This window comes from Candidatus Tisiphia endosymbiont of Nemotelus uliginosus (assembly GCF_964264755.1).
In the GTDB taxonomy this organism is placed as follows: Bacteria; Pseudomonadota; Alphaproteobacteria; order Rickettsiales; family Rickettsiaceae; genus Tisiphia.
On sequence record NZ_OZ183481.1, the window covers coordinates 870137 to 891794 of the forward strand.

The 21658-nt window shown below is 34.4% G+C and carries 14 protein-coding genes, 1 other RNA gene and 1 pseudogene; 5 read left to right on the forward strand and 11 right to left on the reverse strand.

Annotation, left to right across the window (positions count from 1 at the left end):
* The first annotated feature begins 435 nt into the window (after positions 1–435).
* The 3 genes from ACFELW_RS04560 (at position 436) to ACFELW_RS04570 (ending at position 2462) form a co-directional block, all read left to right on the forward strand.
* Entirely contained in the window at positions 436–1395 is a 960-nt protein-coding gene (locus ACFELW_RS04560) for a hypothetical protein (protein ID WP_375329765.1), read from the forward strand.
* Positions 1396–1515: 120 nt separating this feature from the next.
* Entirely contained in the window at positions 1516–2160 is a 645-nt protein-coding gene (locus ACFELW_RS04565; RefSeq protein WP_375329766.1) for a hypothetical protein, read from the forward strand.
* Between the two features lie 38 nt (positions 2161–2198).
* Positions 2199–2462 carry a hypothetical protein gene (locus tag ACFELW_RS04570; protein WP_375329767.1) on the forward strand — a complete coding sequence of 88 codons (264 nt, stop codon included), beginning with the start codon at positions 2199–2201 and terminating at the stop codon, positions 2460–2462.
* A 464-nt stretch (positions 2463–2926) separates the two neighbouring features.
* On the opposite strand, the gene queA is transcribed toward ACFELW_RS04570, so the two are convergent.
* Together queA and gyrA are read right to left on the reverse strand one after the other, a co-directional pair.
* The gene (gene queA / locus ACFELW_RS04575; RefSeq protein ID WP_375329768.1) at positions 2927–4018 is read right to left on the reverse strand and encodes a tRNA preQ1(34) S-adenosylmethionine ribosyltransferase-isomerase QueA; all 1092 of its coding nucleotides are present in this window, start codon (positions 4016–4018) and stop codon (positions 2927–2929) included.
* Positions 4015–6732: a DNA topoisomerase (ATP-hydrolyzing) subunit A gene (gyrA, locus tag ACFELW_RS04580; protein WP_375329769.1), complete on the reverse strand. Its 2718-nt coding sequence runs from the start codon at positions 6730–6732 to the stop codon at positions 4015–4017. The genes queA and gyrA overlap by 4 nt, the downstream gene beginning before the upstream one ends.
* 183 nt (positions 6733–6915) lie before the next feature.
* Here gyrA and ACFELW_RS04585 point away from each other — a divergent pair, with 183 nt between their 5' ends.
* Positions 6916–7092 (forward strand): hypothetical protein, encoded by a 177-nt coding sequence (locus ACFELW_RS04585; RefSeq protein ID WP_375329770.1) that lies wholly within the window; start codon positions 6916–6918, stop codon positions 7090–7092.
* Positions 7093–7358: 266 nt separating this feature from the next.
* Here the strand turns inward: ACFELW_RS04585 and ACFELW_RS04595 are convergent, their stop codons facing one another.
* From ACFELW_RS04595 to gatB, 9 genes and pseudogenes are all read right to left on the reverse strand, one after another.
* Entirely contained in the window at positions 7359–8702 is a 1344-nt protein-coding gene (locus tag ACFELW_RS04595; protein WP_375329771.1) for a hypothetical protein, read from the reverse strand.
* 118 nt (positions 8703–8820) lie between these two features.
* On the reverse strand, positions 8821–10263 hold the full coding sequence (locus ACFELW_RS04600) for a palindromic element RPE2 domain-containing protein (RefSeq protein WP_375329772.1): 1443 nt from the start codon (positions 10261–10263) through the stop codon (positions 8821–8823).
* Between the two features lie 327 nt (positions 10264–10590).
* Positions 10591–10994: RNase P RNA component class A (gene rnpB / locus ACFELW_RS04605), an RNA gene on the reverse strand.
* A gap of 49 nt (positions 10995–11043) precedes the next feature.
* Entirely contained in the window at positions 11044–12024 is a 981-nt protein-coding gene (locus tag ACFELW_RS04610; RefSeq protein ID WP_341759084.1) for a pyruvate dehydrogenase complex E1 component subunit beta, read from the reverse strand.
* 4 nt (positions 12025–12028) lie between these two features.
* Positions 12029–13015: a pyruvate dehydrogenase (acetyl-transferring) E1 component subunit alpha gene (pdhA, locus tag ACFELW_RS04615; RefSeq protein ID WP_341759085.1), complete on the reverse strand. Its 987-nt coding sequence runs from the start codon at positions 13013–13015 to the stop codon at positions 12029–12031.
* A 505-nt stretch (positions 13016–13520) separates the two neighbouring features.
* Positions 13521–14141: pseudogene (locus ACFELW_RS04620) on the reverse strand (septal ring lytic transglycosylase RlpA family protein); the annotation flags it as partial.
* 4 nt (positions 14142–14145) lie between these two features.
* On the reverse strand, positions 14146–14772 hold the full coding sequence (locus ACFELW_RS04625) for a BON domain-containing protein (RefSeq protein ID WP_375329773.1): 627 nt from the start codon (positions 14770–14772) through the stop codon (positions 14146–14148).
* A 323-nt stretch (positions 14773–15095) separates the two neighbouring features.
* Positions 15096–16136 (reverse strand): tRNA (adenosine(37)-N6)-threonylcarbamoyltransferase complex transferase subunit TsaD, encoded by a 1041-nt coding sequence (gene tsaD, locus ACFELW_RS04630; protein WP_375330516.1) that lies wholly within the window; start codon positions 16134–16136, stop codon positions 15096–15098.
* A complete protein-coding gene (gene gatB / locus ACFELW_RS04635) occupies positions 16133–17581 on the reverse strand; it encodes an Asp-tRNA(Asn)/Glu-tRNA(Gln) amidotransferase subunit GatB (protein ID WP_375329774.1) in 1449 nt (482 codons plus the stop codon). Before gatB ends, tsaD begins: the two co-directional genes overlap by 4 nt.
* Positions 17582–18452: 871 nt before the next feature.
* On the opposite strand from gatB, the gene ACFELW_RS04645 reads away from it, so the two are divergent.
* Positions 18453–21647: a hypothetical protein gene (locus ACFELW_RS04645; RefSeq protein WP_375329775.1), complete on the forward strand. Its 3195-nt coding sequence runs from the start codon at positions 18453–18455 to the stop codon at positions 21645–21647.
* Positions 21648–21658 lie beyond the last annotated feature (11 nt).

Below are 21658 nucleotides of genomic sequence, written 5' to 3' on the forward strand. Positions count from 1 at the left end.
ATAATATCTCTTAGGGAATGCACAGATGACTTGTTATGGTTTATGATGCGATATTTTTATAGAAAGAAGATGTTTTGAGCAAAATTTATGCTTTCAGTTCGCTTTTGCCCCGTTTCTGTAATTTAACCCAATAATACACTTAAAGACCAAAGAGCTTATTTAACGATTTATAAAGAAATATGGGTAAAATTCTTTTTACAACATAAGAAATTTAACAAAGCCATTGAGTGTTGCAATGAAATCACTATTTGTACAAAAGAGTTTACTATACCAATCAAATTATTTAAAATATTAAAAATTTGTAAAGAAGCTGAGTTATGGCAAAAAGGGTTAGAATTTATTAACCAGCAGTACGGACAATATCCTGAAATTTTAGGACATCATACTTTCCCTCTTCTTAAATATCTAGAATTTATATTTTATAAACAGAATGGTTTGGAAGAAAAATCTGAACCCTGCTTACAGTTTCTAAGAGATAATGCTAGTTTAGGCGATAGCTCTGCTCTGTTACTATCCTCTGCTCAAGATTTTGCTTTTTATATAGCTGTAGAAGAAAATGCTTTTGATAAAGCACTTTGTTATTTAAAGAACTCAACTAGTTTAGATTCATCAACTATAGCTAAAATAAAGCTACTTAGTTCATTACTAGCAAAACTTCAAAAAGAGCAGGAACAAGCCCCCCTAGCCCAGCCTGCTATCATAGAGACTGCAGAAGAGAATAATATTGTTTCAATCGACTTGATCAAGGATCCTGGCAAGTTAAATGAGTTTATTAGTAATCTTACTCCGAGGTCAATACATGCTTATTTTCAATACCAGAAAAAAGCTTTACTTCAAAAGTCATTAGACACTGCTACTAAAGAACAGCCAGCTACTTGGAATACTGGTAAAGATATTTACGTTTCTAATCAACAAGATGTTCATCCTGTAGAAGGTAAACCAAATTTCTATGCGATGATTGATCAAAAGTTGGAAGAGAAAATGGATAGTCAACTATTTAAAAAATTTAATGATGCCTTATTAAAAGGATTAATTGATAAAGACCATAAGAGTAATGGGATAAAAATTATACCCAACATACTGATAGAGCTGAAAATTACTGATGATGAGCGATTATATACATATGAGATTTATAAAAATCCTCAAGGCAAATACTTAATTTATTTTAACAAGCAAGGTAATCATAATGATGTAAAGAATGCGGTAAAACTAAGCAAAGGTTTAAAAATTATTGAAACAGATGAAATATCTTATTTCTCTTCTCTTCCAAAAGAGCCTGAGTATAGCACTGATACACAAAAGTTAGATTTGGAGAAGATGCAAGCATTAGCACTGCACTTACAAAAAGAGGAGATGAAAGCATTAGGGGTTTCTGATAATGATGATGCGATTTAAGTTTTGGCAAGCTATAACATAATATTATAATTCTATTCCCAAATTTTGATTGACATGCTACAAAAAATCGCTTATTTTCCGTTCGAAACGATTTTTAATAACAATTAAAAGAGGATATAAATGTCTAAAAAAAATGAACCCGATTCAGCGGTTCAGGTTTTTTTAAAAAACCCTAATTCTTATGAAAAGCTTTATATTGTTCCCCATAACGCAGAGGTGATTGGAAAGGAAGAAATAGAAAAGATGGCTAAAGTGTTAGAAACAAATGAAACAGTTACTATACTATCGTATTACGGTAGATATTCTACGAAAGATGAGGGGTCAGAAGCATTTGGCAAAACGCTAGAAAGTAACAAAGTAATTAGACAGTTTGAGTTCTTCTCTAATATAAATAATGTGAATTTTCAAAAATTAGCAGATGGCATAGGAAAAAATACAAGCATTGAAAGCCTAATTTTATCCTGTCCTAATATAGGAGATGATGGTATGGAAGCTATTGCCATGGCGTTAAACCATAATAAAACTATTAGTAGTGTTTGGTTTGTTTGGTCGGATGCTCCAGAATTTACCGATCGTCAACTTTTAACCATTACGGAGTGTCTAAAGAATCATGAGAAAATTAATAATTTTTCTATATCTTGCAAGATAACAATGGCTGGTCTCCAGCATATTTATAATATGCTGGATAATAATCCTAGGATTATTGGTGGAGAATTGGATTTTGCTTTGATGTTGCATCTAACCCAAAACATCCATCTGCTTTAAAATTTTATCAACAATCTAACAAAGATTTGTTATCTAAGATGTTAAAACTAGTCACCCCAGATGTAAACCCAGAAAAGGTTTTGATGCAACTTAATTCGTATATAAACTATAATTTGTTTTCTTTAACTGGGGTATTTAAAACTCCCCAACCTGAAAATAATTCTTATAGCAAAGGTTTATTCAGTCTAGATAACTACTTAATATCGATAATTGGAGACAATTTAAAGTTAGTGGATATAGGGGGTATGTCCCAAGAAAATACTGATGCTTTAGGGTGTGTGAATGATATTGATAACGACTAAAATTTAAGTAAGTAGTAATGTATAGCTAACCCGTTAGTATTTCATAAGCGTCAGTTTAAGAAAACAATAATTGGGAAACCGTCATTGCGAGGAGACCGTAAGGTCGACGAAGCAATAACGTTATCTGTCATTGCGAGACCACGCAAGTAGGTCGTGGCAATCCACGCTTATTGGATTGCTTCGTCGTGCGGTTTCCGCACTCCTCGCAATGACATCTTTACCATTAATTTGTCATTCCGAGTACTCTTGTCATTCCCGCGTAGGCGGGAATCTAGTATAAACCCCTGCCTACTACAGTTGTAGTTTAGATGTGAGCATTCACGATTTTTTTGTGATGAATAAAAAAACCTGATCACCAAGCGTCATTGCGAGGAGACCGTAAGGTCAACGAAGCAATCCATTTCTAATCACTTTCCTGGATTGCTTCGTCGGTCTGGCAACCTCCTCGCAATGACGGTTGAGGCTCAAGGCTCCTCACAATGACAGTGCTGATAAAGAAGCGTTGCATCACCATAACTAAAAAATCGCAGTTTTTGATCTATAGCATATTTGTAGATATTAGTTATTTCCTGATAGCCAGCAAATGCACAAACTAACATGAATAATGTAGATTTTGGCAAATGAAAATTGGTAACTAACATATCGACAATTTGAAATTTAAATCCTGGTCTAATAAAAATGGCTGTTTCAAATCCACCATTTGTTATTTGCCCATTATTTGCTATGGCGTTACTTTCTAATGCTCGTAAGGTGGTAGTGCCGACGGCTATTATTCGTCTATTTTCTTTTTTTGCCTTATTAATCATATCTTCAGTTTTTTTATCTATATGATAATACTCTGAATGCATTTGATGTTGATCAATATCTTCAGTTTTAACTGGTAGGAACGTCCCTGCCCCAACATGCAAGGTAATAAAGGCAGTTTCAATATTTTTTGCTTTAACTAATGCCAACAATTGTTCGGAGAAATGTAGCCCTGCAGTTGGGGAGGCTACTGCTCCATGGTTCTTGCTATAAACTGTTTGATATCTATTATAGTCAAATTCTTCTGAATTGCCTATATCATCCTCTAAATTAGCGTCCTTTGGTAAACTTTCTCCCCTTTTGATATAAGGAGGTAGCGGGATTTCACCATATTTCTCTAAAAACTCAAAAATTGAGATATTATCTAGAGCAAAAGCCACCTCAACTTGTCCCATTCCAAGCTTTTTACTTATAATAATCTTATTACCAGCAAACTCAAACTGATCTTCAATGGCAAGTCTTTTTGATGGCTTGGCAAAACCATGCCAATAATTATCACTTATTGCCTTGTTTAGGTATAATTCGATCTTTTTACCAGATTTATTCAGTAGCAATTTAGCGTTAATAACTTTTGTGTCATTAAATACCATTAAATCACCAGGGCATAGATAGTCGATTATATCATGAAACTTGGTCTGCACTAAGTGATTATTTGGGGCAGCTACCAATAAATTAGACTCATCTCGTTTTTTTGCTGGGTTCTGGGCTATTAATTCACTCGGTAAAGTAAAATCAAAATCAGATAATTTCATTCAGGCAATACTTCTCCATCATCACTACCATCTTGCATATTTTCTTCTTCTGTTTCAGGGCTTTCAGCAATCAACGCAACAGAAACTACTTTTTCTTCTTGCTCAGTTTTAAATAATATTACCCCGCTAGTATTACGTCCAGTGATACGTACCGATTCAAGTTTACACCTAATTAGTTTGCCGTTATTAGTAATTAGCATCAACTCATCAGATATATTAACCGGCATTACGCCAACAACCAAGCCTGTTTTATTAGACACATCCATATTAACAACACCTCTCCCACCACGATTAGTAATCCTATACTCATATGCCGAACTTCTCTTGCCAAAACCATTTTCCGTAACAGTGAGGATAAATTCCTCAGACAGTGCCATTTCCAAAATTTGTTCTTTAGTTAAATTTACCCCATATTCTTCCGGAGTAAATTCTTTACCATCAGCTATTAACAATCTTTCCTCTAGAGGAATTGATCGGTAAGTTTCTCTTTCATCCATAGTGCAGGAGATGCCTTTTAATATGGTCATAGAGATAACATAATCGCCTGAAGCAAGTCTCATCCCTCTTACTCCATCAGAAGTGCGGCTTTTAAATACCCTAACTGAACTAGCAGGGAATCTTATAGCTTTACCAGATTTTGTTGCCAGTAACACATGATCTTCATCTTTACAAACTTTAACATCTATTAAAAGGTCATTATCATCAAGCCTAATAGCAATTTTACCATTTGATTGAATACGTTTAAAGTCTGATAAATCATTTCTCCTGATATTACCTTGGCTTGTAGCAAAAATAATATTCAAACTATCCCACTCATCCTGATTCTCAGGTAATGGCATAATATTATTGATATGCTCTCCTTCTTTTAAAGGTAAAATATTGACTATTGGTCTGCCCTTACTCTGAGGATTACCGAGCGGTAATTTGTATAATTTTAAGCTATATACTTGACCAATATTTGAGAAAAATAACATTGGTGTGTGAGTACTACCAACAAATATTTGAGTAGTAATATCCTCGTCTCTCATTGACAGCCCTGACCTGCCCTTCCCTCCCCGGTTCTGTGCTCTATAGGTAGCAAGAGGTACGCGTTTAATATAACCGCCTAATGTTACGGTCACAACCATTTCTTCTCTTTGGATAAGATCCTCTATATCCTGATCGAAATCACCAAATTCAATGCTAGTAAGACGTGGTGTAGCGAATTCATCTTTAATTCTAATTAACTCGTTTTTTAAAATCTCTAAAAGCTTTTCACGGGATGATAAAATAGCAGTATAGCCTGTAATTTCCTCAGCAATTTCTCCTAGATCACTTTCTAATTTATTCTTCTCCATAGCAGTTAAACGTTGTAACCGCATTTCAAGAATAGCTTTTGTCTGTGTTTCAGTAAAATAACAGTTACCATCATCGGCTATCACCGCTCTATCATCAACAAGTTTTACTAAATTTATGATAGTTGATGCATCCCAAGTCCTTTGCATTAATTGCTCTTTAGCACTTGCCGGATCGCTTGAAGATTTAATAATTCTAATAACTTCATCAATGTTACTAACGGCAATAATTAGTCCCAATAAAATATGAGCTTTATCCCGAACCTTATTTAATAAATATATCGTTCTCCGAGTGATTACTATTTCTCTAAAATTAACAAAAGCCGCTATTACTTCTTTTAAGTTCATAACTTCTGGTAGCCCGTCTTTTAGAGCTAACATAATCACCCCAAAACTGGTTTGTAACTGAGTATAAGAATATATTTGGTTTAGCACTACTTCGGTTACCACGTCTTTCTTTATTTCAATTACTACTCTAATACCATCTTTATTTGATTCATCTCTAAGATCGCTGATACCCTCTATCCGTTTTTCTTTGACTAATTCAGCAATTTTCTCAACTAATTTAGCTTTATTAACCATATATGGTATTTCTGTAATAATAATAGCCTGTCTATTATTAGCAATCTCTTCAATTTCTGCGCGCCCTCTAGTTAGAATACTCCCCCTGCCCATTAAGTAAGCCGACCTAATGCCGTTTATACCAAGCACAATACCAGCCGTTGGAAAATCAGGACCTTTAACCACTGACATAAGTTCTAATATTTCTATATCATTATTATCAACATATAGGCAGCAAGCATCAATAATCTCTCCAAGATTATGAGGCGGAATATTGGTGGCCATACCAACAGCAATACCATTAGTACCATTTATCAAGAGATTTGGAAACATTGATGGCAATACTGTAGGCTCTTTCTCAGAACCATCATAATTTGGAGCAAAATCAACGGTTTCTTTGTCAATATCTTCAAGTAATGTATGAGTAACTTTAGCCAGTCTTGACTCTGTATACCTCATAGCAGCAGGTGCATCACCATCTCTCGAACCAAAATTACCCTGTCCATTAATTAGTGGTAATCTTAAAGAAAAATCCTGTGCCATTCTTACTAATGAGTCATAAATTGCCGCATCACCATGTGGATGATATTTACCCATTACATCACCAATAATTCTCGCTGACTTACGATGAGGTTTGTTAAAGTAGTTAGAAGCTTCATACATTGCATAAAGGATTCTGCGATGTACTGGCTTTAGACCATCGCGTACATCTGGAATAGCCCTACTGACAATTACACTCATTGCATAATCTAAGTATGAGCCTTTCATCTCATCTTCAATGTTAACAGATATTAAGTTTTGATGATCTATAATAGCCACAGTTAGAACCCACATTTATTAAAGTAATATTCGAATGGTTTAAGTATAGTACATATTCGGAAAGAAATCTATCGTTGAATGAGCATAGGCTAGCTAGGAAAGATATTTTTTTCAAGATGATTGAGATTATATATTTAATGATATATAATAATTATTTGAGGTAAGTATATTTAGGAAATATTTATGGACGATAAAAGCCAAAATAAAAAACTGACATGGATGGAAATTTTTGAGAAATTGTCACTAATACCAACAGGGAATTCTTTTGATAAAGAAGGTAGAGCAGATTCACCAATTGAAGAAAAAGGAGAATCAAACAAAAGATATAGTGATACATATCCCTACTTCAATGATTTTTGATAAGGTACAAGCCTGAAAGACCGCTTGTATAGCTAACTAAAATTCCGATATTGCTAAGCCCTTAAATGTCATTGTGAACGAAAGTATGTGAGCATGACAATCCATTTTTGAGTATTTTTTCGCCGAAAAATACTCAAAATATAATTAATTAGTTATAGTCAATTCAGGAGAATTTAGAGCTAGGAGCGACGCCTATAAGTAATAGGCGAGCGACAAGTAACGACGTCACCAACTTCTCATCAATTGACTATATCGCAGGCAGTCTCCTAGCTAGCTATACATGACATTTCTCTTTTGCAATATCTAAATTTCAGATAAATTGGCAGGCTAAATAATGTTAACACTCTTATGACATAGTAGTAACGGTAATCACATGCCATAGTAGCAAAAAGTAATACTACCGAAAAGACAAGACCTATAGCAACAATATAAGTTAAAATAGCCTTCTCAGGATTATTAGATTGTTTATTTGTTAAAATAGCTGCTAAATACACAAATATTAGTATAAAACTAATAAAGTTCTTAGTTATTAGCCTTGGAAATGCTTTTAAGTAGACTATCACTAGGTCTTTTACATGATTTTTTTTAAGATAAATGCCATATTTTTCAGCTTCATTAGGATCAATAAATAAATCGTCACTATAATACTCTGCACTCTTCATTAATAAGATGAAATTCTTTATACGATGTTTAAGAAAAGCTAGTGGATAATGGGTTACAGCTTTTACATAACTAGATTCCAGCTCTTGTAGCTTTATAGGGTCTGATGTTGAATTATAAATTCGATCATCACCAAAAACTAAAGCATTAACTAAAGTCGGTGTATAGAGGGATTTAAGCTTTTCAAAACTATATAAATTTTTATCTTCTTTGACATAATCTGGTAGTAAATCATCATTATCTATTGCAACAATCACCCCTGCTATGTCAAATAGTTGGCGTAATTGTTTTGCATGACTATCAGTAGAAAAATGCTTAGCAAGATAATTATTCCCCTCTATTATTACTAAAGAAAGAATAATAGTTACTATTATCCTAATAAACCAGTTAGCTTTAAGAGAAACTGATAATACAAACAAAATTAAAATTGGGGCAATAAATTGTGCTTGAAATTTAACACCAACAACATAAAAAATAACTAATAACAATCCAATAGCTGCCAAATAAGATGGTCGTTTTTGATGATAGCTATAAAAAATACAACTAGCTATTACAAAAAAACTACCTAAGCCAAACCCTATATCTTTCCAAATTACCCCGGATTGAGCTAATATATTTGGAAGAAATGGTATTACAAAATAAAGATATCTATATTTATTTTGTCGATCAGCATAAAAAAGCAATAATACCCCACCCCACAACAATACTAAATGCCATAATAGCATTATCTGTGGTCCTTGATAGATATGATTGAGTAACGACCATATCATTGACATTAAAGGTGGATGATGAGAAAAATAATTTCCACTAATACTTTGTTCATATTGAGAAAAGCTATCAACCGTCATTCCACCAGGATAGGCTGATAAAAAATGAAAAAACATTAAAGCAAAACATAAAATTATGGGATAATATTTACGCCAAAATTTTGTATAAAAAATATTTTTCATAATTTAAAAATCCTTGAGATATTATAAATTCCCGCCTACACGCATAGGCATCGGTTTAAGAAAACAATAATTGAAAAACCGTCATTGCGAGGAGACCTTAGGTCGACGAACTACGTGCCTACACGGAAATGAAATTTGTTACTTTGCAATGTCTGAACTTCAGATAAATTGGCAAGCTAAATAATGTTAACACTCTTATTACATAGTAGTAACGGTAATCAGATGCCATAGTAGCAAAAAGTAATACTACCGAAAAAACAAGACCTATCGCAACAATATAAGTTAAAATAACCTTCTCAGGATTATAGTCAATTGATGAGAAGTTGGGGACGTCGTCGCTCAATGCTCGCCTATTACTTATAGGAGTCGCTCCATCGTTCCTAGCCCCAAATTCTCCTGAATTGACTATATCAGATTGTTTATTTGTTAAAATAGCTGTTAAATAAACAAATATTAGTATAAAACTAATAAGGTTGGTTGTTAAAATCCATGGATATTTTTTTAAATATTTTGTTATCGCCTTTTGTAAGTGATTATTCTTAATATCTATATTATGTTTTTGAGCTTCGGTAGAATCAATAAAGCCATAGCGATAGAATCGCGTTTTGGTCATTAAAAAAGCAAAATTGATCATTCGATGTTTTAAAAAAATTAGAGGATGGTACATTATAGCTTTTATATAAGCAGACTGCATCTCTTGCAATTTTATAGGGTCTGATGTTGAATTATAAATCCTAGTATCACCAAAGATTAATGTATCAACCCACCTTGCAGTATATTGTGCCTTGAGCTTTTCAAAACTATATAAATTTTTGTCTTCTTTAACATAGTCTGGTAATAAATCATCATTATTTATGGCAACACTCACTCCAGCAACATCAAAAAATTGAGGTAATTGCTCTGAATGACCCTCTGTAGAAAAATATTTAGCAAGTGTAATATTACCATATATGATTATTACGGAAATAATACTAGTAGCTGTTATTCTTATCAAAATATTAGTTTTAAGATAAACTGACAATATAAACAAAATCAAAATTGGTGCAATAAATTTAGCTTGAAATTTAACCCCAACAATATAAAAGCAAATCAATAATAATCCAACAATCACCCATAAAGGTGCTGTTTTTTGTCGATAAGTAAAAAAAATACAAGTAGCTATGCAGAAGAAAGTACCTAAGGCAAAAACTACATCTTTCCAAATTGTTGCAGATTGAGACAATATATTAGGCGAAAGAGCAATTACCAAATATAAATATCTATATTTATTTTGTTGATCTGCATACAGAAGTAGTAGTATTCCACCCCATAAAAATGCTAAATCTACCAATAGCATCAATTGTGGACCTTGATGGATATGATTAATTAACGACCATACTATTGACATTAAAGATGGGTGATGAGAATTATAATTTCCACTAATACTCTGCTGATATTGATCAAAACTATCAGATGACATACCACCAGGATAGGCTGATAAAAAATGAAAAACCAGTAAGATGAAACATAAAATGACAGGATAATATTTATGCCAAAATTCTGCATAAAAAATATTTTTCACAATCTTAAAAATCCTTGAGATAATCTATTATTATGGAATGGATTGCTTCAACCATTACATAGTTTCGCAATGACGTATATGCATCTCAAGCGTCATTGCGAGAAGGCTTAAGCCTCCGAAGCAATCCATTTAATCGTTTTTTCTGGATTGCTTCGTGACCTTACGGTCTCCTCGCAATGACGACTTTTTTACTTTATTTTCTTAAACTAACGCCTAAGCGTCATTGCGAGACCACGCAAGTAGGTAGTGGCAATCCATAAAGCTTGTCATATTGCTTCGTCATCACTAAAACATTTCCTCGCAATAACCTTTGGGTAAAAGTCTTATAAAAAATGATGGTCTGTAAGCCGGATTTTGTATAGATAATATTTCTATTATCTATTGCAGTTATTTATCTAGGATAAATGTTACCATTTACCTCAAGCGATCTACCCGCACTACTTCTAGTCAGAGATACCTAGGAACACGTAAGTTCTGTAGTGCCTATTTGATCTTGCTCTTGGTGGGGTTTACCATGCGTAGCTTGTTACCAACCTACCGGTGTGCTCTTACCACACCATTTCACCCTTACCAAACTATGTTAAATTATAATTTGGCGGTATATTTTCTGCGGCACTTTCCCTAAAAGATTACTCTCCCGCTGGACGTTAACCAGCACCATACCTCTGTAGAGTCCGGACTTTCCTCGTAAATTCTAGTATAGATTTTTACGCAACTGCACGACCATCTAGTTAATTATGTTTTAATATAGTTGCCTCGTCAATGATTATTTTACAAATATCATTGAACATAACACACTTTCTTCACAGCACTAATAACATCTTCGATAGTTGGTAAGGCTAATTTCTCTAAATTAACAGCATATGGTAGGGGAACATCCTTACCCGAGATAATTTCTATAGGAGCATCTAGATAATCAAATGCTTGACTCATCACCATGCTAGCTATAGTTGCCCCAACCCCGGCAAAAAACCAGCCTTCTTCTATAATAACCAATCGATTAGTCTTTTTGACTGACTGTAATATAGTTTCTATATCCAAAGGCTTGATCGTTCTAAGGTCAATCACCTCACAGTTAATGCCATTATCCTGCAAACTATTTGCCGCATCTAAAGCCAACTTAACTTGTAAGGAAAATGTTACTATGGTAACATCATCACCTTCAATAAGTTTCTTAGCTTGCCCAAAAGGAATAGGCTCGATTATTTCTGGAACTTCAAAACTATGCCCATAGAGAATTTCATTCTCTAGAAAAATTACTGGGTTATCATCACGAATAGCCGTCATTAACAACCCTTTGTGATCTTCTGCACTATAGGGAGCTACTACTTTTAACCCCGGAATATGACTATAACAAGCTGTATAATTTTGACTATGTTGTGCAGCAACTCGACTTGCTGATCCATTTGGTCCACGAAATACTATTGGACATTTAATAATTCCACCAGACATATAATGAGTCTTAGCTGCAGAATTAATTATTTGATCCATTGCTTGCATAGCAAAATTAAATGTCATAAATTCAACAATTGGACGCAACCCCGAAAAAGCTGCACCAATAGCCACCCCAGCAAAGCCATGTTCTGTTATTGGTGTATCAATTACTCTTTTTGCCCCGAATTGCTCTAGCAATCCTTGGGTTACCTTATATGCTCCTTGATACTCGGCAACTTCCTCTCCCATAATAAAGATGCTATCATCCTTCAACATTTCTTCCTGCATTGCCTGACGCAAAGCTTCCCGTACTGTTATTTGTAACATCTTCCTACTCATTCACAACATAAATATTAGTATATAGTTCTTTCTCATCCGGTAAGGCTGAGCTTTCTGAAAACTCAACTGCTTCTGCAATAATATCTTTGACCTCTTTGTCAATTTCTTTCAACTGCTGCTCACTAGCATATTTGTTATCCAGGATTATATCCTTCACTCGCGATAAGGGGTCTTGTTCTTTATAGATATCAACTTCTTCCTTACTACGATATTTAGCTGGATCAGACATTGAGTGTCCTCGATAACGATAACAATCCATTTCTAATATTATTGGTCCGCCACCATTTCTTGTAAACTCTGCAGCTTGCCGAGCATAATCATAAACCGATTCTAATGACATAGCATTTACTTTAAAGCCGGTAATACCACACGACTCCCCTTTCTTGTAAAGGTCAGTCATAAAGGTCGAACGGGCTACTGAGGTACCCATTGCATATTGATTATTTTCAATAATATAAATTATCGGTAAATGCCATAATGCCGCTATATTAAAAGCTTCATATACTTGCCCCTGGTTAACTGCCCCATCTCCTAAAAAGGTAAAACACACATTATCAGTATTTCGATATTTTTCAGCAAAAGCCAGACCAGTACCTATCGGCACCTGGGCTCCTACAATGCCATGTCCACCGTAAAATTTGTTTTGTACGTCAAACATATGCATTGAACCACCCTTGCCTTTCGAGCAACCAGTTTCCTTACCCATTAGCTCTGCTAACACATATTTTGCTTCAGTCCCGGCTGAAATAATATGAGCATGATCCCTATAACTGGTAATAGTATTATCACCAGCCTGTTTTACTAAATCTATACCAGTAATTATCGCTTCTTGTCCAATATATAAGTGACAAAACCCACCTATTAGACCCATACCGTATAATTGTCCACATTTTTCTTCAAATCTTCTAAGCAACAATATCTTTCTATAAGACTCGAGATATTGAGTACTATTTAGTTTATATTTCCCAGGAACAATCATCTATGACTCCTCTATATTCTCAATTATATATAATATAACAGATTTTTTTGATCCACTAATAGCTGTTTTCATTATTTTTGTGATATTGCTTATTTTTTCTAGGAGTTTGTCGGAGATAACTAATTAATTATATTTTGAGCTATTTTTTGGCGAGAATATATATGATTTTTGCAGGAATAGTGTACCTATTTCAAAAAAATCATGTTTATTCGCAGCCAAAAAGAGCCAAATATAGAATTACTTTAGTTATTTCCGACAAACTCCTAGATTGCCACGCTCACATATACTCTTCTGCTTTGAAGAATTGGAACGTAAAACAAGGGGTGAGCGAACGCAGCGTAGATGAGCTACGTGAGTACGCGAATACCCCGAAGTTTTACGGAACCAATTCTTCAAAGCAGAAGAGTATACGTTCGCTCGCAATGACGGAAGTGCTTTACCCAAATGTCATTGCGAGTGAGCCAGTTTACTGGCAACGAAGCAATCCACTACTATCCTAAAATTATCAAGGATTAACTGTCAATTTATGTTTTAGATTTACTAATTTTATATGACAATTAACGCTACATTTAGGATTGGCTACTTTTCTTTGGGCAATACAATTTTCCTTAGGTCTTAAAGCAATATTATTCAAAAATTCTTTAGTATCTTTAGGCATATATTGCACTCTAACCTTTGTTATACCACGTCTTTTAAATCCTAAAATCTCAGCAGATTTTTCTGAAACATCTATAATACGGTTCTTTTTAAAAGGTCCACGATCATTAACCATCACAATCAGGGACTTATTATTACTTAAGTTAGTAACTTTGACTAAACTAGGCAGCGGTAAACTACGATGAGCTGCACTTAGCATATGTTTATTATAGATATCACCATTGGCTGTTTTTTTCCCATGGGTATTATCCTTGAAACCATACCAAGATGCCATACCTACTTCATTGCAATTAACATCTTCCTTAGGCTTATAAGTCTTACCTTTAATAGTATATTTTTTGCCTATCTTATAATGTCCCTTATAATGAATATTTTTAGGATCTTCCTTCGATAATTTGTTATATAGGCTAGTCTTTGGTAAAGTAGAACAAGAGCTAAGTCCTATACAATAAACTAGCAACAAAAGAATAGGTCTAAATTTCACTTTCATTTACATCATGTTTATTATCAATCTTTTCAGCTTCCTTTATTTTAACGTGACAAACGACTCTTTCTACACCATTGATTTGAGAAGCAATAGAAGTGACCATTTCTAACTCCTCCTCAGACCTTGCTAAACCAAATATATATACTATATTGTTAACTGTAACAATAGTGTAATTTACCCATTTTATATCTCGCTTAATAAAAGTCCTAGCTTTAATCTGACTAGTAATTATAGCATCCTTAGTATATTGCACTAAGTCAAAATGATCACTTTTTTTATCTATTATCAGTTCATTAATAACTTCACGAACTCCTGTTATATCCCAAACAAGTTCTACAGCTTTTAATGCCTCTTCTTTTTTGTCTATGATTCCAGTAAGTAGCACCCTCCCCTGTTCTACCTCAACCTTAATCTTAGTGTATAATTCCCTGAAATTATTTTTTATAAAAGAAGCTTTGATCTTCGTTGATATTTTTATGTCATCAATTGTTTCGGAAATTGATTGATCTTTTGCCGCTGCGATAGTAGAACTAGTTGCTGCAGTAAAAATTGTTGGAAAACATCCTGTGAGTATGAAAGATAAGATTATAATAATAAAGTTAATTCTATACATAACCCTCCTTACGTCTACGTAATATCCGCCCTTAAGATAAAGCTAACCCGTTAATGTTCTAGATAACATCTTCGTCATTGCAAGAAAACGTATGTACTTACAATCGTCATTGCGAGACCACGCAAGTAGGTCGTGGCAATCCATTTCTAATCAATGTTTTGATTGTTTCGTCGGCTCACGCCTCCTCGCAATGACGCCTGGGATATCTAAAACTTATTCTGATTAGCTACAAAGCTTTCTAAATGAATTTATTATAGTAAGTTTTATAGTAAGCACAACTAATTTCTGCCAAGAAATTCTAATATAACAACGTATATACTTGGTTAGCTATATAAATCCTCTAAGCTCCATTTTGCTCTAGGGCAGAAATCGAGTGAGTTAGTAAGATTATTTTGCAGCCGTTCTAGCCCAGCATAAGCAATCATAGCCGCATTATCGGTGCATAAATGTGCTGGTGGTACTAAAAGTACATATCCTTGTTTTTCTGCTTGATACTTAAGTATAGTTTTCAAATAACCATTAGCGGCAACTCCACCAGCAAGTACGCAGGTTTTTTGTGGTAATGCCGACTTACTGATAAATTCCTCATACATTTTAAAGCTATTAAGCATTTTTACTGACAAGATTTCTCCAACTACATATTGAAAACTGGCGGCTATATCATTAATTTCTTGTTCACCTATAGGCTGTAATTTAGATATTAATATGCGTACTGCCGTCTTTAAACCTGAAAACGACATGTCACAGCCAGCTTGATGAATAATGGGTTTTGGTAAAACATACTTAGATGGATTGCCAAATTTTGCTCTTTTCTCAATTTCTACGCCTCCGGGAAAAGGCAAATTTAGCATTTTAGCTACTTTATCAAAGCACTCCCCTACCGAATCATCGATAGTCCGTCCTAAAATTTTATATTTACCCAATGCTTGGACTGCAACAAATTGGCAATGCCCACCTGAAACTAATAGAAATAAATATGGGTATTCCGCCTTATTGGTTAATCTAGCAGTAAGTAAATGCCCCTCTAAATGGTTAACTGCAATAAACGGCTTTTTTAAGACGCTAGCAACTATTCTGCCAAACATTGAGCCAACTATTACTCCACCTATTAAGCCAGGACCGGAAGTAGCGGCGATTCCATCTATATTAGATAGTTCAAGATGAGTTTCATCTAAAACATACCTAACTGCTTTTTCTAAATTTTGCAAATGTGACCTAGCAGCGATTTCCGGCACCACCCCTTGAAAAGCCTTATGCTCTTGGTGTTGGGAAATAACAATATTTGATAAAATCTCTTTATCTGAGGTAACTATTGCTACGCCAGTATCATCACAACTTGATTCAATACCTAATATTTTAATTATTGTAATTTCTCCTTTAATAAATCATTCACTAGGTTAGGGTTTGCTTTTCCTTCAGTTTTTTTCATTACCTGTCCAACGAAAAAACCAAATAATTTATCTTTACCACTTCTATAAGAATCAACAGAGTCAGGGTTTTCCAATAATATTCCGTCAATTATAGCAGATAGTATACCACTATCTGACATTTGCACTAAGTCTTTTTCTTCAATAATTTTTTTCGGTTCTTGTCCAGTTTCAAACATAGTTTCAAAAACTACTTTGGCAATTTTGCCGGAAATCACCCCATCTTCTATTAGCTTCACCATTTGAGCAAGCATTTTTGGGGTAATTTTACAGTCACTTAAGCTAATGGAATTTTTATTAAGCTGACCAAATAACTCACTAATAATCCAATTAGCAAGTATCTTTGGATTACATAAGCTAACTGCTGCTTCAAAATAACCTGCCACCTGTTCATCAATTACCAAAACTTCAGCATCATAAGCATTTAAACTATACTCTGTCATATATCTTTGAATTTTTGCATCCGGTAATTCTGGTAGCTCTTGAGCTAATTGTTCTATTAGCTCCTCAGATATAACTATTGGCAATAAATCTGGGTCAGGGAAATATCGATAATCATGAGCTTCTTCTTTTAGACGCATCGTTCTAGTCTCCCCAGTATCTCCATCAAATAATCTAGTTTCCTGTATTATTGTCTGCCCATCTTCAATTAAATTTACTTGCCTATTTGCTTCAAACTCTATTGCTCGCATGATATTACGAATCGAATTGATATTCTTGATCTCACACCTTGTGCCAAGTGGAGCCCCAGGAAGCCTAACCGAAATATTAGCATCACAACGTAATGAGCCTTTTTCCATATCACCATCACAACTTCCTATATATCTCAACAAAGTCCTGAGTTTACGAACAAATTCTGCTGCATCTTCCGGCGAATCAAGGTCTGGCTCAGTAACAATCTCCATTAATCCTACACCAGAACGGTTTAAATCAATGAAGCTATAATGAGCTGATTGATCATGAATGGACTTACCAGCATCTTGTTCTAAATGCAAACGATTAATTCTAATTCTTTTGGTTGTTCTCTGTTCAGTTACTATATCCAAATAGCCATCTTGGACAATTGGATGATAAAATTGGGAAATTTGATAACCCTGCGGTAGATCAGGATAAAAGTAATTTTTACGATCAAATCTTGAATTAAGATTAATTTTCGCATTAAGTCCAAGACCAGTTTTAATTGCTTGATGAACACAATATTCATTTAACATTGGTAACATTCCAGGCATTGCTGCATCAATCAAAGATACTTGTGAATTAGGAGGAGCGGCAAATTCGTTAGAACTACCAGAGAAAAGTTTGGATTTTGAAGAAATTTGGGCATGTATCTCAACGCCTATCACATATTGCCATTTACCTGTATTACCAATAATATAAGCCATTTAAAATCTCTTTAAGTTTACTAAATATATAACTTTTACCTAACATCATTAGCCGTCATTGCGAGCGAACATATGTGAGCGTGGCAATCCATGCAACTTGTCATGTGGATTGCTTTGTCAGCTACGCTTCCTCGCAATGACGTATGTACATGTACACCTATAATTGTCATTGCGAGGAGCTACTTTAACAGCATTGATGCAATCCATATAACAAGCTACATGGATTGCCACGCTCACGTATGTTTGCTCGCAATGGCGTATGTAAATTTGGTACAATGCTAATCGGGTTAGCTACATTTAAGTCTTTATCATATTTTCAATAAAAATTGTAGTTTTTTATAATTTTTTATTTTCTAAAGAACAATTAAGCAATTCACAAAAATATTGAAATTTAATTACTTTTTCGCTTAGTGGAAGAAAATTTTGATATACACTATAGAAATATTAAGAAATTTTATAGTCAATTGATAAGAAGTTGGTGACGTTGTCGCTTAATGCTTGCCTATTACTTATAGGCGTTACTCCATAGCTCCTAACCCCAAATCTTCCTGAATTGACTATAGTTGAAGAATTCTAGAGCTTGTAAAAATATCATAAATTACAGAAAGGTTACTAATTATTGTCTATATCTTAAGAAAAAGTGTTTAATATTACTTGATTATTAAGTATAAATCTGTCTTAATTTAAATTATAGGTTCTTTAGTATAGCTTTATTGAAAGAGAAATTTGGAAAGAAAAATTAAGCAAAGAACTTCCACTAATAAAATATTTAGTACGATTTTTTGCTTAATTTTGACAATTACTTTATAATTAAATAAGTTATGCAAGAGTCTGTTACTAAATTAATTAAATGAACATATAAGAGGATATTATGTCTAAGACGCACAATGAAACCAACCCTCAAAATGATAGCGTAGACTCAGGCTCTATAACACTCAAAATAGGAGGCTTGATTAACAGGCTTAAGCTTTTCAAAGAGGTTGGTGATATAACTATAGTTAACACACCTCTAAACAAATCGGACTATTCAACAGCCTTGAAGGAATATGACAACTTAAATACAACTGCAAAAAAAACCACCCAATTTCCATCCTCTGCTGACAAAGCCGAATTTTTGTTTGATTTAAACAAGTGTCAAGCTGTTATTGCTGTCCGAGCAGGTCAAGACGCAAGTACATATTTAAAGGCATGGCAGAGTGCTAATTCAAATGACTTTATGACAGGGCTACAAACAATCCTTGAAGAACGCATTAAATTTCTTCAAGAAACTGGTGATATAACAAAAATTAATAAGCCTCTTGATTCATCGGAATATAAATCAAGTAAGAGCATATATGATGCTTTAGTTAAGATTATGAAAAAGTATCCGCTTTCAGATGATATCAGAGCAAAATTATCTTTTGACTTAAACAAGTGTCAAGCTATTAGTGCTGTCCGAGCAGGTAAACCAGCAGATCAAGACGCAAGTACATATTTAGAGGCGTGGGAGAAAAGTGCTAATGCAGATGACTTTATGACAGGGCTACAAACAATCCTTGAAGAACGCATTAAATTTCTTCAAGAAACTGGTGATATAACAAAAATTAATAACCCTCTTGATTCATCGGAATATCAATCAAGTAAGAGCATATATGATAGTTTAGTTAAAACTATCAAGGACTATTCGCTTTCAGATGAGATCAAAACAAAACTATCTTTTGACTTAAACAAGTGTCAAGCTATTAGTGCTGTCCGAGCAGGTAAACCAGCAGATCAAGACGCAAGTACATATTTAAAGGCGTGTGGTAGTATTAGTGCTAATAGAAATGACTTTATAATAGAACTATACAAAATAATAAACCTGCAAAAAAAAGTAGCAAACAATGTACAAAATCCAGAACTAAAAATTACTACACAACTATATAAACCATTGTTAGAACAAGCTTTTGAGGTAGTGGGTTCATTCCTTAATTCAAACAATTATGAGGCAGCTCTTGATGAGATAACGCCTTTGATAAAATATGCCAACACTGTTCTAACACTGGAGAAGTATGTTGAGATTTGTATAAAAGAAGCTGCCCCTCAGAAACTTGAGGAATGTTGGAACCAATGTCTTATGACAACAAGCTCTACAATAGAAAAAAGTAAGACTCTTGCTGGAATCTTTCAAAAATTACATGATACTTTTGAATCTCTTGCAAGTGTTGATCCTAAGACTAAGGCTAAGTACGAAGATATTGCTAAGCAAGCTAATGAGCGTGCTATACAATACACCCCTCAAAAGGAAGAGGTACAGGTATCTCAGGAAAAACCAACTGTTTCTGTAAGTAAGAAAGAAGAAAAAGCACTAAAAGAACTTAAAGCATTGGAAAAGGCACAAGTGACACTTGGTACGAAACTTATTAATACTAAAGCTAAGGTTGAAGTAATCAGGGTAGAAACCCTATTTGACGCTGAAGCCGAAGCCGAAAAAGCTAAACTTAGGGATAAACTCAAAGCCGAAGAAGCTGAACTTATGGCTAGACTCGAAGCTAAAAAAAATAAACAAAAACTTGACATTGAAGTTGAAAAAAGCACTCAATTATCGGAAATACGCGGACAAGGTTCATCTACAAAAGATACTTTAGTTACACCCACTGCCCCTCCAAAGGAAGTTGAAGCCAGTGACTCTTCAAATGTAGCTGAAACCAGTGACTCTTCAAATAAGTCTGTTTCCAAGGGCATATATCCGAGTATTAGTGCTTTTAAAGCTGAACTCGCTGATGATAATGTCGCTGCTGCTAAAGCCAGCTCTTCAATTAATGTATATAATAATAGTCCATACTCTTATACAGCTGGAACTCATCAAACTGCCCCTATAAAAGCTGTTATGCCTACTTCTAGAAGTGCTGACCCTACTGATGCTGCTGAGATTGCTGCCGATAAAGAAGCTGCTGAGATTGCCGCCGCTAAAGAAGCTGCTGAGATTGCTGCCGCTAAAGAAGCTGCTGAGATTGCCGCCGCTAAAGAAGCTGCTGAGATTGCTGCCGCTAAAGAAGCTGCTGAGATTGCTGCCGCTAAAGAAGCTGCTGAGATTGCTGCCGCTAAAGAAGCTGCTGAGATTGCTGCCGCTAAAGAAGCTGCTGAGATTGCTGCCGCTAAAGAAGCTGCTGAGGTCCTTAAAACAACTCTACTAAAAAATGTAAAGGAATTTATTACTTCAAGCAAAACAGATACTATGAAGCAAATTATAGTAGATTGTGATAATGCTATTAAGAAAGGCATTAATGTATATGAAACCGTTAATGATGTAAAAACTTTGGAGGTCTTAGCTTCTGGATTTTTATCTTTAAACAACCAAGAAAAAGCTGAAGAAATTTGTGGTAAAATTGCTGGAATATCTCAAGATGCATATAAGTTCATTGGGAATAATAAAATTTTGAGTTTATTAGCTAAGAAATATAGTGAAATAGAGCTTTATAAGAGTTGTATTGAATCTTGTAAAAAATTATACCAAACTTCTGAAGAGAATTATCAGTTATTAAAAGCAATAGTAGAAAAAACAACAGATACAGATATACAGCTTGATGCTCTTACTGTCGCTAAAAGTCAAACGGACAACCGGAAACAGCAAGCTGAACTCTTTCTATCTAAAGGTAAGATTCTCTTGTCTTTAGGAAAGAAGGAGCAAGCTTCACACGAGTTTGGGGAGGCTGGTGTTTATGATCATGATATATATAAAAATATTGATAAGGAAACTTTAAAGTCCCTATATGAATCAGGTAATCCTGAAGTAGGGTATTGGTACTTATCTAAGACACACAATTTTAACCATAAGGATCCAAGCCTTGCTAAAAAATTAGTAGAATTTTCCAGCTATCTGAACTCAGTCCACGGTATTTCAGGAGAGGCAGCATGTCTTATAAAAGCTTACCTTTGTGCACCCAATGCAGATACATTAGTACAAGTTGAAAATGATTTATCTATAATGAAAAGCAAACCTTACGCAGCTGACTATTACAAAAATTGTTGTGCAATTAATAATAACCCAGCCCAGATGGAGACGTATCTCCAAGGTATTGTTCAGGTGATTGATGAGCATATGTAGAAAAACAGCTA

What these genes read in the sequence shown, in the direction of transcription:
- ACFELW_RS04625 (WP_375329773.1), bottom strand. Translation starts at nt 14,772, where the DNA reads ATGTATAGAATTAACTTTATTATTATAATCTTATCTTTCATACTCACA.
- ACFELW_RS04585 (WP_375329770.1), top strand. Translation starts at nt 6,916, where the DNA reads ATGGACGATAAAAGCCAAAATAAAAAACTGACATGGATGGAAATTTTT.
- ACFELW_RS04645 (WP_375329775.1), top strand. Translation starts at nt 18,453, where the DNA reads ATGTCTAAGACGCACAATGAAACCAACCCTCAAAATGATAGCGTAGAC.
- ACFELW_RS04595 (WP_375329771.1), bottom strand. Translation starts at nt 8,702, where the DNA reads ATGAAAAATATTTTTTATACAAAATTTTGGCGTAAATATTATCCCATA.
- ACFELW_RS04570 (WP_375329767.1), top strand. Translation starts at nt 2,199, where the DNA reads ATGTTAAAACTAGTCACCCCAGATGTAAACCCAGAAAAGGTTTTGATG.
- pdhA (WP_341759085.1), bottom strand. Translation starts at nt 13,015, where the DNA reads ATGATTGTTCCTGGGAAATATAAACTAAATAGTACTCAATATCTCGAG.
- ACFELW_RS04565 (WP_375329766.1), top strand. Translation starts at nt 1,516, where the DNA reads ATGTCTAAAAAAAATGAACCCGATTCAGCGGTTCAGGTTTTTTTAAAA.
- queA (WP_375329768.1), bottom strand. Translation starts at nt 4,018, where the DNA reads ATGAAATTATCTGATTTTGATTTTACTTTACCGAGTGAATTAATAGCC.
- gatB (WP_375329774.1), bottom strand. Translation starts at nt 17,581, where the DNA reads ATGGCTTATATTATTGGTAATACAGGTAAATGGCAATATGTGATAGGC.
- ACFELW_RS04610 (WP_341759084.1), bottom strand. Translation starts at nt 12,024, where the DNA reads ATGTTACAAATAACAGTACGGGAAGCTTTGCGTCAGGCAATGCAGGAA.